The organism is Shewanella oneidensis MR-1 (assembly GCF_000146165.2).
GTDB classification, from domain to species: domain Bacteria; phylum Pseudomonadota; class Gammaproteobacteria; order Enterobacterales; family Shewanellaceae; genus Shewanella; species Shewanella oneidensis.
This window is the reverse complement of record NC_004347.2, coordinates 2622466-2635583: the sequence shown is the minus strand read 5'-3', so window position 1 is coordinate 2635583 and position 13118 is coordinate 2622466. Positions and strand designations below refer to the sequence as shown.

Genomic DNA, 13118 nt, shown 5'->3' with positions numbered 1-13118 from the left:
TCCGTTTGCATAAACAACATATAGAATGCAGGGTTAACTATCTTTACTGTAAATTTGCGTGCTAGGTAAACACCGTTTTGGCTTAAATTTGATCAGTTAAGGTAATGCCCTGTGGCTGCGAAATATAATAGCCTTGTAGACCATCGACGAGGAGTTTTTCGAGGGTCAATTTTTCTTCTTGACGTTCAACACTGGTGGCGATCACGCGGATGCCGATACGTCTAGCAACGTCCACCATCATGCGCACGAAGAACTTATTGTTACTATCTTCATCGATAGACGCGGTGTAGCTTCCATCGAGCTTAATGTAGTCTGGGCGCACCTCGCTGAAGAATTTGAACGAAGTAAAGCTCATGCCAAAACGTTCAATCGATACCCTTGAACCCACACTATGAACTTCGCGGACAAACTTATAACTTGCCCCTAAATTGGCTTGCATACCGGATTCGTTGATCTCAAACACTAAGCGAGAGGCAATATATCGATGCTTACCAAGAATATCCCTTAACCAGCCAACAAACAGTTCCTGATGGGCAGAAAATGCACTGATATTGATGCCAAAATTGCCGCTAATGGTGGGATTTTCCTTAAGCATTTTTAATGTACTGATCACCACAAGTTTATCTAACTCAGTGCTCATACCATGACGTTCAGCCATGGCGATGACTGTGGTAGTAGGCAAAAACTTTCCTTCACTGTTGTAGAAGCGCGCGAGTAGCTCGCGATATACCTCAACATCATTGCGGCAGGGTTGAATGGGTTGTTGGAAAAACTTCAGCGCTTGGCGAGTGATTAAGTCATTGATCGCTAATTTCCAACGATCATCACCAAATTGCTCATCACCATTAAGTTTTTCTTGAATATGATAGCTATTGGGACCGAGGGTTTGCGCGATGCTGACTGCCGTATCAGCAAGTGAGAGCAAATTGACTGGATCCGCGCCCTGTTGGTAAGGAACAAGTCCTACATGGGCAGCGGATTCAGTTTTAATCATCTGTTGATATTCATCGAGTAAAATCTTCAGTTGGTCTAAAAACTTAGGTCCATCCTTTAGCACTAAATCAGGTAGAAAAATCGCAAAATCGGCACTGGATACGCGGTAGCACTCTGCATCGGGATATTTTGAGCTGGCCTTGCGAATGCAAGTGGCTAAATTCGATAAATAATCATCCCCTGCTGAGCGACCTTGGAGTTGGTTGATATGGGCCAATTCCGTAGCTTTGACCATGGCCATTAACCCTAGTTGGGGAACTGCGTGATTGCTAATGCTTTCCAATTTAGTCGTAAAACGAGGACGGCTACCGAAGCCTGTAATAGGATCTTGATAGGCTACTTTATGCAGTTTTTGGTTTTCATTTGTGAGGCTATCCATTTGCGATTTTAACTGTGCGCGGCATTCCTCAAGCGCTAATCTGACAGGGGTCATTTCACCATTAAGTTTGGAAGACTCTATGGCTGAAAAGTTCATCTCTGGAATGTGGGTAATATAATCGGCGGCATAACGGATAGCTGCTCTTACTTTGTTGATAAGCAATATAAAAACAACCACCAACACAATATAGGTTAGCAGCAGTACGAGTCCTAACTGCTGAGTGTTGGCAATAGCATTTTCAATGGCTTGGTCGGCAGCTAATTTGACTTGTAAGCGACCCGCTGCCAGTTTTTGGGTATGGGATAAATCTAAGGCAAATAATCCTGCGAGTGGTTGGGAAATTTGAGTGTTGAGTTCGCCTTGTGTGTAATTAAGTTGACCATCGGTATCGTCGATATACTGGAAAAATTGCAATGGGTAGAGTGTTGAGATGCTTTGGTAAAGATCGCTACCATTGCCTTGCCATTGGGAAAAATTAACCATGTATTGTTTGAAATTATTGAGTTCTTGCTGTTGATCTGCCTGTAACTGGTTATTCTCGTTTTGATAACCCCAACCAAACAAGCCTAAAAAAACCAGCAATAAGAAAATGGGATATGATTTAGACATCGCCATAAAAATCCGCTCTCAATATATCAGAGTATATGCAATAAGATATTGCATGATATTTCAAGCAATACCGCTATCTGCGTGATGATACTCGGAATTTTGGTTAACAAATTGCTCACAGTGTAACCGTATTTAACGCAAAACAGCAATGAAAAGCGAGATGACTAAATTTGAAGGGTAGTTTAAGCAGATAAAGTAGAGATTGGCTCCCCTGACTGGACTTGAACCAGTGACATACGGATTAACAGTCCGCCGTTCTACCGACTGAACTACAGGGGAGTAGAGGGTGCGATATTACTATCGACTTTGGCTATTACATTAAATTGGCTCCCCTGACTGGACTTGAACCAGTGACATACGGATTAACAGTCCGCCGTTCTACCGACTGAACTACAGGGGAGTAGAGGGTGCGATATTACTATCGACTTTGGCTATTACATTAAATTGGCTCCCCTGACTGGACTTGAACCAGTGACATACGGATTAACAGTCCGCCGTTCTACCGACTGAACTACAGGGGAATCATTTTAATGCATCAGCGTGTTAACTAAGTGGCTCCCCTGACTGGACTTGAACCAGTGACATACGGATTAACAGTCCGCCGTTCTACCGACTGAACTACAGGGGAATCGTTAGTTACCTAACTGTATTCTCATTGTTTACCGATACTTAGATTTGGCTCCCCTGACTGGACTTGAACCAGTGACATACGGATTAACAGTCCGCCGTTCTACCGACTGAACTACAGGGGAATCGTTTTTCTTGTCTCGATGACTCGTTGAGAACGGAGCGCATAGTAAAACGCTCTGTGGGAGGAGTCAACTCGAGTTACTAAAAAAAGTGTAATTATGCTGTTAAGTGCTTATCTAATGTGCATTCTGGCGTAGAAATCAGCATTTTGATGAAGAAATAACTTAACTTTTCGCAAGATAGCGATGTTCAGCATCATTTAAATTGGTTGATTTTTGAGGGGCAAATGGCCGTTAATGCCTTCAGTTTGCTTTGAGCTGTTTAGTCTATTAACAGGAAACACTTATAGCAGCCTTGCCCTGAATGACTACCCGGCACAAAACATGAGCCAGTGCTGATGCATATATTCTTTTTGGTTGTCGAGGCTCTGTATCAGATAAGAGAACATCCTTTGCGACAGTGCGCCTTGTTTAGTGAGCACCATCCTAGAGTAAACAATGTCATAGGTGGCTAAATCAATTTGAGTTAGAGGCGGTGAAATGAGCTCGTCAATTTTAGAGATAGCTTCAGCAGCAACACAGCGGAGTCTTTACCGCTTGGCTTAGCACTCCTTATGTTTACTATGGGAGCTAAATGTATCGATCGCATAGATGATCGTTTGATGGCTAGAAAATGAAACTTTTTGACTACGGTGATTTAGCGCTCAAACTGGCGCTAAAATGCCCTAAAATTCAGGGGAAATGCAAAATTAATACACAAGAGGGGACTTTCATCTGCTTACAAAATTGCAACTCCAATCTATCCCAAAGAAGATAAGGCTTGCTTTTATCAAATATTTGAAAATTAATAACTAATTTCCTCATCGCCAAAATAGTGCAATTTAAGTCCATTGCCCGTGGCGCAAGGCTTTGCTGCTCGTTTTAAGCCGCAACTCACAGGGTTATCCACAGAATTTGTTGATAAGTCGAAATAAACGAGAAACCATGCGGGATTCAGGACTTTTCTCGTCTGTGACATGCGAAAGGAACTGTTTGTAATTTAATTACATTTGATAAATGTTACTACTTGTTACGCAAAGTTTCTTTCAGCAATGCTTTGATTTAGAGATAACTGCTGGAGCTTAATGGGCGTCTTGATTAGAATGGTTCGACTAACCACAAGGATATGTAAGCGTGTCAGAATCTGTTTTTCAGCTTGAATCCCAATTTGCTCCCGCTGGTGATCAGCCCACAGCCATCGCTAAATTGGTTGATGGCCTCGAATCTGGCCTAGCTTGCCAAACCCTATTAGGGGTGACGGGCTCTGGTAAGACGTTCACCATCGCCAATGTGATAGCCAAGCTTGGGCGACCGACCATTATTATGGCGCCAAACAAAACACTCGCCGCACAGTTATATGGTGAGATGAAAGAATTTTTCCCCAATAATGCGGTGGAATATTTTGTCTCCTATTACGATTACTATCAGCCAGAAGCGTATGTCCCCGCATCCAATACCTTTATTGAAAAAGATGCCTCGGTAAACGCCCATATTGAACAAATGCGGCTCTCGGCCACCAAAGCTTTGCTAGAGCGCAAGGATGTGGTGCTGATTGCCTCGGTGTCGGCGATTTATGGTCTTGGCGATCCCGACTCTTACTTAAAGATGTTATTGCACCTACGCCAGGGCGATACCATGGGGCAGCGGGATATTCTTAAACGGTTAAGTGAATTGCAATACACCCGCAATGATATCGAGTTGCAGCGCGGCACGTTCCGCGTTCGCGGTGAAGTGATTGATATTTTCCCTGCCGATTCAGATCGCTACGCGATTCGAGTGGAGTTATTTGACGATGAGATTGAACGCTTAAGCGAGTTCGATCCGTTAACCGGGCAGATTGTAAAGCGTATCGCCCGCACCACAGTGTACCCTAAGACCCACTATGTGACGCCGCGGGAAAAAATCCTTGAAGCCACCGAGCTGATTAAACAAGAGCTGCGTGAGCGCAAGCAATATCTGCTCGACAATAATAAATTGATTGAAGCGCAGCGGATCCACGAGCGTGTGCAATATGACATTGAAATGATGGTGGAGCTAGGCTATTGCTCCGGCATTGAAAACTACTCCCGTTATTTATCAGGACGCGCCCCCGGCGAGGGGCCGCCAACGCTACTCGATTACTTACCCGCTGATGGTTTATTGGTGATCGACGAATCCCACGTTACCGTGCCACAAATTGGTGCCATGTATAAGGGTGACCGTTCCCGTAAAACGACCTTGGTGGAATATGGCTTTCGTTTGCCCTCGGCGCTGGATAACCGGCCGCTGAAGTTTGAAGAGTTTGAGCAGTTAATGCCGCAGACGATTTATGTGTCGGCGACGCCAAACTCCTATGAATTGGAGAAGAGTGGCGGCGAGATTGTTGAACAAGTTGTGCGGCCTACAGGATTGCTCGATCCTGAGCTTGAGGTGCGCCCCGTCGGTATTCAAGTGGACGATTTGCTCTCGGAAGTCGCTAAACGGGTTGCGGTAAACGAGCGGGTGTTAGTCACCACGTTAACTAAACGTATGTCGGAGGATTTAACTGAATACCTCGATGAACATGGTGTCAAAGTCCGCTACTTACACTCTGATATCGATACCGTAGAGCGGGTAGAGATCATTCGCGATTTGCGCCTCGGTAAGTTTGATGTGCTCGTCGGGATTAACTTGCTCCGCGAAGGCTTAGATATGCCAGAAGTCTCACTCGTCTGTATTTTGGATGCGGATAAGGAAGGCTTTTTACGCTCGGAACGTTCACTGATCCAAACCATTGGCCGTGCGGCGCGCAATGTGAATGGCAAGGTGATCCTCTATGCCGATCGCATCACCAACTCGATGGCAAAGGCGATAGGTGAAACCGAGCGCCGACGTGAGAAACAGCGTCTCTATAACCTTGAGCACGGTATAGTGCCTAAAGGGGTGGTGAAACGCATTACTGATGTGATGGATGTGGATGATGGCAGAGAGGCTGAAAAGGGTCATGGTCAAGCATCCCTTGGCAGAGTTGCTGAGCCTAAAGCGAAACGCTACCATGCTGATGCCGCGCAGCTTAGCCATGATATCGATAAGTTAGAAAAACAAATGCACGAGCATGCGCGTAACTTGGAGTTTGAACAGGCGGCGGCCTTGCGTGATGAGGTGAAACGCTTAAGGGAATTACTGATCAGCGCATAAATGAGTTTCTAGGGCGTGTTGACGTTTCAGGGTTATTTTTGCAGCAATTTGGCAGGCTTTTATGCAAGGCAAAGTCCGTGCAGTGTAGTTATTCTACATAAACGGACGATAACGCGGCAGAAAAGCCAGCCAAATGCTGCCCGAAGGGTTCGCCTGGCAAGCCCTTGCTCTTACTTTCTGTCATAAGAGCCGCTCGTCATTTGAGTAAACTACACATCATTCCTCGTTTCGCGAGCACGTGCTTGCCAGAACGAACAAAATCTAATCTCGAAACGTCAACACGCCCTAGTCTAAACAAGGCGTTAAGACTCGACTCTGTGGTGCTAAAGTTCTGCCACAAAGCTGTTCTACTGAATAAAAAGCCGCTAACACAATGTGTTTTGTGGCTTTTTATTAGATTAGATCATCAAAGAAGAATCAAGTATTTACGCTTTGGCTTTGGTTAGTATCAAGCGTTGGAATACAAAGAATAATAGCGCGCACACTAATCCGCAGATCAAACCAACTAAGTGCGCTTCGGTGGCGACCCGCGCACCGATCATTGCGGTTACATCGTCACTTGCGCCATAGAATTGTTCATGGCCAACTTTGATGATTACCCCGAGCAGTAGCAGATAACCCGAGCGCATTTTGCGGCGAATATCCTGCACTGCGCCATAGGCAAATAGGCCATGTAACATGCCGCTCAGCCCCACATAGCCTAATAATTGTGGATAGCCCAGATACAGACCAATGCCTTCAAACAGGCAAAGTAGGATAAAGAGTACGGTTAATCCCCTAGGCTGATAATGGAAGTGGTGCAAAAATAGCACTACCCATAATCCAGCGAGGTTCATCAGCAAATGCCAATGATTGGTATGTAGCAGGTTACCTGTGACTAGACGCCACCACTGTCCATCACCAATGTCGCTACGACGATAGGCAAGCAGAGTATCTATGCTTGGGGTAAAAAGTCCCGCTACATACAAGAGCGCGCAGAGCACACTGACGATAAACGCCAGCCAATAGGGGCCGAATTTATTTAACGTCAACAGTTTCACGCCTGTGGCTTACCTGTTTCAATTGCTTGTGTGAGCGAGGCCATCACTGCGGATTTGTTTTGCAGATAATCATCCAATCCACGTTGGCGAAGGTGGCAGGCAGGACAGTCACCACAACCATCACCCACAATGCCGTTATAACAGGTCAGAGTATGGTGGCGGACTAAGTCGAGCTGCTGATATTTATCTGCTAGCGCCCAAGTTTGGGCTTTGTTGAGCCACATTAGCGGGGTGATGATGTTAAGTTTTTTATCCATGCCTTGCACGAGTGCCGATTCCATCGCGCGGACAAAGTCGTGGCGACAGTCGGGATAACCGGAAAAATCGGTTTCACACACGCCCGTGATAATCGCCTCGGCCCCTAATTGATAGGCGTAAATGCCTGCTAGGGTTAAAAACAGAATATTACGGCCAGGGACAAAGGTATTGGGCAGGCCATTTTCCATCAACTCGTGGGAGACGGGGATCGCATCACGGGTGAGGGCAGAAATGGCTAATTCGTTGAGTAAACTCACATCCATCACTTTATGGCTGGTGATGTTTAAGCGTTGGGCGAGGGATTTCGCCACGTCAATTTCTTCACGGTGGCGCTGTCCATAATCGAAGGTGATCCCATGGACTTCATCATACTGTGTTAAGGCTTGAATAAGACAAGTTGTTGAGTCTTGCCCACCACTGAATACGACCACGACCTTTGAAACTGATGCTGACATAAGATCCACTTTAGAGTGACACAAAAATAGGGCGTAAGTGTAACTCAGGTGTTAGGGCTTGAAAACTCTTTGCTGGCGCGGCTATGCAGGCATTTATCTGTGTGGCTGCTTAAATGCAAGGCGGTAAAAACTTGCAGCTACCGTTAAAATCCTCTATAACTGCCGCCCCAGAAAAATGGAACGCTAGCATGAATTACCCAGTCAACGAAGTCTTTGAAACCATTCAAGGTGAAGGTGTCTTTACCGGAGTACCCGCCATTTTTGTGCGTTTACAGGGCTGCCCTGTAGGCTGTGCTTGGTGTGATACCAAACAGACTTGGGACTTGCTTGAGACGAATAAAGTCTCACCAGAGCAAGTGATCACCGTTGACGGCACTGTGGGGCGTTGGGCAAATCACACCGCGCAGAGTCTAATCGAGGCATTCCATGCGAAGGGATACACTGCGCGCCATGTGGTGATCACTGGGGGTGAGCCTTGCATGTACGATCTGCATGAATTAACCCACATGCTCCATCGCGCCGGCTTTGCCACTCAAATTGAAACTAGCGGGACCTTTGAGGTGAAATGCGATAAAGATACTTGGGTCACTGTTTCACCCAAGGTGAATATGAAAGGCGGTTATCCGGTGTTAGCGCAGGCCTTGAACCGTGCCAATGAAATTAAACATCCGATTGCGACTCAAAATCATATCGATGAACTTGATGAATTACTTAGCGATATTGATGTATCAGCCAAAACCATCTGTTTACAGCCTATTAGCCAAAAACCAAGGGCGACCGAATTAGCAATGAAGGTGTGTATTGCCCGTAACTGGCGTTTATCGATTCAGACCCATAAGTATCTGAATATCGATTAATGTGTACTTAGCTCAACGCAGAAATATTTCTTACTTAGCTCAACGCAGAAATATTTCTTAGCGCTCCAAATGGGGCGTTTTTTATCAGCAAAATCTACAGGTTAGAGATATAGATTTGAGCGATGAATAATAAGTTTGAATAAGCTGGTGTGCTAGAAAGAAAATTTGGGCAATAACGAGAGATAAAGTTTGATATGAGAAAGAAGTGGTGGAGGGAGAAGGATTCGAACCTTCGAAGGCGGAGCCGTCAGATTTACAGTCTGATCCCTTTGGCCACTCGGGAACCCCTCCACATATTTTCTTTTGACGGTTAAGTGGCAACTAAACGTCATCTTAAATCTTGGCCTGATTTAAGGGTAAAGCAAGTTACAGCAAACTAACACTCTTTGAACCACAGTCAGATAAAAGTGGTGGAGGGAGAAGGATTCGAACCTTCGAAGGCGGAGCCGTCAGATTTACAGTCTGATCCCTTTGGCCACTCGGGAACCCCTCCACAAGTATCTTTTATAGCATCGCTAATTGTTAGTGCAAATGGTGGAGGGAGAAGGATTCGAACCTTCGAAGGCGGAGCCGTCAGATTTACAGTCTGATCCCTTTGGCCACTCGGGAACCCCTCCTCAATTGCGGCCGCCATAGTAGTCAGAAACCTTAGGCATGTAAAGTCTAAATATGAAAATTTTCCTAAAGTTCTTGTTCAACTGGTCGATTAACTAACAACGAGTTGTTTTAACGATGTTTTTTTATGCAAATCGATGTTCCTTTAATCAATGAAGCCCAAATTGGCACCCGCTTAAATGCGGCAATCGAACACAACAGGCGAGGTGAGTTTGCCCTGTTGCTATCGTTATTGTCTGCTGATGCGAGGGACATGGCGCAGTTTCAATGGCAAAAAGAACTCGATGCGGCCGAAAAATTACAACGTCAGTTTGAATTACCACCAAAACAAACGTTAGTGGCGGATTTATCCTCCGACAATCATATTACCGATAATAGTGCTGTGTTTATGCAGCAAGGGGCGAGAGCATTTCAACTGCAACAGGCATTGCGCCCTGAAGCGTTAGTGATCCGAGGTAATGAGCCCATTGCCATGGCCGAAGCTTTAAGTAATTGTGAGTTAACGACTCGCTTGCGGCAGCGAGGACAATTGCCGTCCCCTCAAGTTGAAATCATGCACTTTGCCGATCAACTGGCTATCCAGCGTCATTTGGTACCACGCCTAGCCAGTGCTTAATGGCCTAGACTGAATCTTATCAAGGGGATTGATTTAGGATAATAAGCGTGAGCAATACCTGAGTCTCTTTCATCATAATTCCCTATAATTAGCCGTTAGTGATATTAATGTTGAGTCGCTTATGTTGAGTTTTTAACATGAGTTCATTAAAGAGGATAACCCTATGAAAGGTATCATTGCAGGACAAACCCCCACAGTAAATGACACTTGTACCGATTGCGGCAGCTTTGTGGATATCGGTGCTGTGATTGATGAACAAGATACTGCGCTTGAAATGCAGTTTACTGGGGCCGAAGCAAAAAATGAGGCCGCAAAGATGGTTGAGCGTGCCCAGACACGTTTTCGCCACACGCAAGCGAGCGTTGCTCCGGGTGAAACGGGTGTGACGCTCAAACTGGTATTTGATGTCAGTGTCGAAAAAATGATTTTCCAGTTAGAGAATGGTCTATAGCAAAAAACCTGTGATACAAGTCGAGGTTAATTTGTAATAAAGTGTGGCCGATGTTGCTGTTTTGAATATAGATAGTGTAATCTGCGTCAACAAAAATAATGATAAATCGACTCCATTAACACAGCTCTTTTTGGTGTTAGTTGCAGCAGAATCGTTTTACCCAACACGACGTTTTGTAGGGATCAGAGTGAAGCGACGTCAGCATCAGCACTTATTAGAGTCTTTAGTCCATTCTACGGCAAAGCAACAGGGTGATTTCACTAAGACGGCAGAGTTAGCGACAGAGCTACTCTGTCAGAATTTAGCGGTTTCTTTGGTGTCAATATGGATTTTTTCTGCCGATCAAGGCACGCAATCTCTTGTTGCTCAATTTGGCTCCATGGCGTTGCAGGACACGTATCGTCCCAGTCTGCTGCATACGGTGCCACGTTATTTAAATGAACTCAAAAATTATCGCCATATTGATGCAGGCAATACCCTTATCGACCCGCGATTGACCGAATTAGTCGATAGTTATTTTATTCCACGCCAAATTTTATCCAGTCTTGATGTCGGCATTCGCATCAATGGTCATCTTGAGGGCGTGCTCTGTATTGAACGGGCGCAGGTCACTCATCATTGGCACGATAGTGAAATTCATCTTGCTTGCCAAATGGCCGATCAATTAGCCCTCACCCTCGCCACAAAACATGCTTACGATAAAGAAGAGCGCCTTAGTCTTTTCCGTTGTGCCATAGAACAATCTCGCCAGATGAGTATGCTGATTAACTTGCACACTGAAAAAGTGGAATATGTTAATCAAGCCCATGAGGATATTACTGGGATTGCGCGGGATAAGAGTATAGGCACTAATTTACGCGATTTAACTTTTTTCAGGCAGCACAATGCGTTAGCTGAGCAGACCTTAGCAAAAATTTTCAGAGGGGATCAAGCAAAGGGTGAAGTGCAATTTAGTCGTACAGATGGCAGTCGTTACTGGCTGAAATACATCGTGAGCCAATTTATCACCGATAGAGGCAATCATTACGCTTTAGTGTCGGGTGAAGAAAACTCCGATGAGCATAACTACAAAGCGGAGCTGGAGCGGTTGGCGTGGCGTTGTGGTTTGACAGGGCTTAACAATCGCAGTCACTTTAATCGCGTGCTCGAGCGAACAACCCATGGATTACTCTTGTTGGTCGATTTGGTCGCCTTTAAGCGTTTTAATGATACTTATGGCCATGAAAATGGCGATAGCCTGTTGATTGAGGTCGGTCGGCGCTTAAAACATTTTTCAGAAATTAACAAAGCGACTGAAATCGCCCGCGTTGGTAGTGATGAATTTGCCGTGTTACTCACCGACGATAATGCGGTTTATGATCTCGACTATTTCAGTACCCGCTTATATCAGCATTTAGCTATGCCGATATTAATTGGCCGTGAGCAAGTCGAACCTAAGCCCGCGCTGGCCGTGGTTGATATTGCCTCCGTGGCGAATCTATTTGCGCCACTGACCTGCGCCGATATCGCAGTGCAATACGCAAAGAAGAAAAAAGGTACAGCAATTCAAGTCTTTAACAGTACATTGCTGAGTGCATTTAAGGAAGACGCGCAAATTGAGCGCGATTTACATAGTGCCATTCGTGGTCGCCAGTTTGAACTTTATTATCAACCCTTAAGGGACCTTGAGCAGCAAACCTATATCGGCGCCGAAGCCTTGATCCGCTGGCATCATCCCAAGAAAGGTGTGCTGTATCCCGGCGCATTTATCGATATTGCCGAACAGTCAGGCATGATTAACGCGATAGGCAGTTGGGTGTTAGAGGCGGCGTGTCGGCAATTGAATATTTGGCAGCATCATAATGCCGATCTTAGCATGCACGTTAACGTGTCAGCGCGGCAGTTTTTTAGTGGTAATCTGTATGAGCAAGTGTGGCAGCTTTTGACCCGTTATCGTTTAAAGCCCAAAACCTTAATTTTGGAAATCACTGAGACGGAACTGATGGGGGATATTCGCCATGCCACCTTATTGTGTCAGGAGTTAGCAGAACTGGGGGTTGGCTTAGCTATCGACGATTTCGGCACGGGTTACAGCTCGATGCGTTACCTTAAACAGTTCCCCATCAGCAAGTTAAAAATCGATCGCTCGTTTATCTCTGATTTGACCATTAGCCGCGAAAGTCAGGAAATTGTGTCAGCCATTATTGCGATGGCCAATGCGCTCAATATTTCCTTGACGGCCGAAGGGGTTGAAACCGCTGAACAGGAGGCATTTTTAGCCAAGAGTTTGTGTCATCAAGCGCAGGGATTTTTATACAGCCCAGCCCTGCGAGAACCCGAGTTTGCACAGTTTTTACTGACGGCTAAACAACCGAATCTTATCGCGCACTAAATCTGATGTTGGCATTCGGTGTAATGATAAAAACAAAGGCAATCAATTGATTGCCTTTGTTTTATGAGTCTATGCTGTCATCACGTACAATTAACGTGTTAAGCAACATTGTTTAAATTTCTTACCACTATGACAAACACAAGGATCATTACGCCCTGGACGTTTGGCATGCATTTGTTGCCCTTGAGTGTAATACCAACGCCCCTGTTGAAATACAAACTCAGATCGTTCATAGATAGCATCAATCTCTCCGGCAAGTTTGTACCAAGCCTTGAAGGTGACATTGCCGCGCAAAGTGCCATCGGGATGGGTTTCTTCATTTGCCGCCAATACCTCAAGCGCTAACCAATTCGGATTAGGGCCTTGTTTAAGTTGCTCAAGGGTTAAGCTACCCAGAAAGTCCACATGGTGAGTTTTAATAATGTAATCAAAATTTTTCAACACAAATGCACAGTAGCGAGAACGCATTAACTGCTCGGGACTGGTGGCAACTTGTGCCCCTGAATCAACATTAAGGTGCAATGCTTCACAACAGTTTTGGTAAGATTTTTGGCTGCCACAGGGACAGTGATTTTCTATGGTCATATATG

General features: G+C 45.3%; 9 protein-coding genes and 8 tRNA genes. 5 read left to right on the top strand and 12 right to left on the bottom strand.

Annotated elements, in window-relative coordinates; translation table 11 throughout:
* Nucleotides 1–82: 82 nt before the first annotated feature.
* The 6 genes from SO_RS11540 to SO_RS11515 form a co-directional block, all read right to left on the bottom strand.
* Nucleotides 83–1987 (bottom strand): EAL domain-containing protein, encoded by a 1905-nt coding sequence (locus SO_RS11540; RefSeq protein WP_011072470.1) that lies wholly within the window; start codon nucleotides 1985–1987, stop codon nucleotides 83–85.
* A 197-nt stretch (nucleotides 1988–2184) separates the two neighbouring features.
* Nucleotides 2185–2260 (bottom strand) — tRNA-Asn (locus SO_RS11535).
* 45 nt (nucleotides 2261–2305) lie between these two features.
* Nucleotides 2306–2381: transfer RNA gene (locus SO_RS11530), tRNA-Asn, on the bottom strand.
* 45 nt (nucleotides 2382–2426) lie between these two features.
* Nucleotides 2427–2502, bottom strand: a tRNA-Asn gene (locus tag SO_RS11525).
* A gap of 31 nt (nucleotides 2503–2533) precedes the next feature.
* Nucleotides 2534–2609: transfer RNA gene (locus SO_RS11520), tRNA-Asn, on the bottom strand.
* Between the two features lie 48 nt (nucleotides 2610–2657).
* Nucleotides 2658–2733: transfer RNA gene (locus SO_RS11515), tRNA-Asn, on the bottom strand.
* Between the two features lie 1110 nt (nucleotides 2734–3843).
* Here SO_RS11515 and uvrB point away from each other — a divergent pair.
* Entirely contained in the window at nucleotides 3844–5865 is a 2022-nt protein-coding gene (gene uvrB / locus SO_RS11510) for an excinuclease ABC subunit UvrB (protein ID WP_011072469.1), read from the top strand.
* 425 nt (nucleotides 5866–6290) lie between these two features.
* Here the strand turns inward: uvrB and rrtA are convergent, their stop codons facing one another.
* Together rrtA and queC are read right to left on the bottom strand one after the other, a co-directional pair.
* Nucleotides 6291–6905, bottom strand: a complete 615-nt coding sequence (gene rrtA, locus SO_RS11505; protein ID WP_011072468.1) for a rhombosortase — start codon at nucleotides 6903–6905, stop codon at nucleotides 6291–6293.
* On the bottom strand, nucleotides 6902–7618 hold the full coding sequence (gene queC / locus SO_RS11500) for a 7-cyano-7-deazaguanine synthase QueC (protein ID WP_011072467.1): 717 nt from the start codon (nucleotides 7616–7618) through the stop codon (nucleotides 6902–6904). The genes rrtA and queC overlap by 4 nt, the downstream gene beginning before the upstream one ends.
* A gap of 188 nt (nucleotides 7619–7806) precedes the next feature.
* Between queC and queE the strand changes: the two genes are divergently transcribed.
* Nucleotides 7807–8475 (top strand): 7-carboxy-7-deazaguanine synthase QueE, encoded by a 669-nt coding sequence (gene queE, locus SO_RS11495; RefSeq protein ID WP_011072466.1) that lies wholly within the window; start codon nucleotides 7807–7809, stop codon nucleotides 8473–8475.
* A 206-nt stretch (nucleotides 8476–8681) separates the two neighbouring features.
* On the opposite strand, the gene SO_RS11490 is transcribed toward queE, so the two are convergent.
* The 3 genes from SO_RS11490 to SO_RS11480 all read right to left on the bottom strand — a co-directional run bounded on the left by SO_RS11490 (nucleotide 8682) and on the right by SO_RS11480 (nucleotide 9092).
* Nucleotides 8682–8766 (bottom strand) — tRNA-Tyr (locus SO_RS11490).
* A 117-nt stretch (nucleotides 8767–8883) separates the two neighbouring features.
* A tRNA-Tyr gene (locus SO_RS11485) sits at nucleotides 8884–8968 on the bottom strand.
* A 39-nt stretch (nucleotides 8969–9007) separates the two neighbouring features.
* Nucleotides 9008–9092 (bottom strand) — tRNA-Tyr (locus tag SO_RS11480).
* Nucleotides 9093–9217: 125 nt separating this feature from the next.
* Here SO_RS11480 and SO_RS11475 point away from each other — a divergent pair.
* The 3 genes from SO_RS11475 to SO_RS11465 all read left to right on the top strand — a co-directional run bounded on the left by SO_RS11475 (nucleotide 9218) and on the right by SO_RS11465 (nucleotide 12528).
* Nucleotides 9218–9706 carry a VC2046/SO_2500 family protein gene (locus tag SO_RS11475; RefSeq protein ID WP_011072465.1) on the top strand — a complete coding sequence of 163 codons (489 nt, stop codon included), beginning with the start codon at nucleotides 9218–9220 and terminating at the stop codon, nucleotides 9704–9706.
* Between the two features lie 163 nt (nucleotides 9707–9869).
* The gene (locus SO_RS11470; protein ID WP_011072464.1) at nucleotides 9870–10157 is read left to right on the top strand and encodes a DUF406 family protein; all 288 of its coding nucleotides are present in this window, start codon (nucleotides 9870–9872) and stop codon (nucleotides 10155–10157) included.
* A gap of 187 nt (nucleotides 10158–10344) precedes the next feature.
* Entirely contained in the window at nucleotides 10345–12528 is a 2184-nt protein-coding gene (locus tag SO_RS11465; RefSeq protein ID WP_011072463.1) for a putative bifunctional diguanylate cyclase/phosphodiesterase, read from the top strand.
* Between the two features lie 90 nt (nucleotides 12529–12618).
* Here the strand turns inward: SO_RS11465 and SO_RS11460 are convergent, their stop codons facing one another.
* Nucleotides 12619–13113: a YchJ family protein gene (locus SO_RS11460; RefSeq protein ID WP_011072462.1), complete on the bottom strand. Its 495-nt coding sequence runs from the start codon at nucleotides 13111–13113 to the stop codon at nucleotides 12619–12621.
* Between the last annotated feature and the right edge of the window lie 5 nt (nucleotides 13114–13118).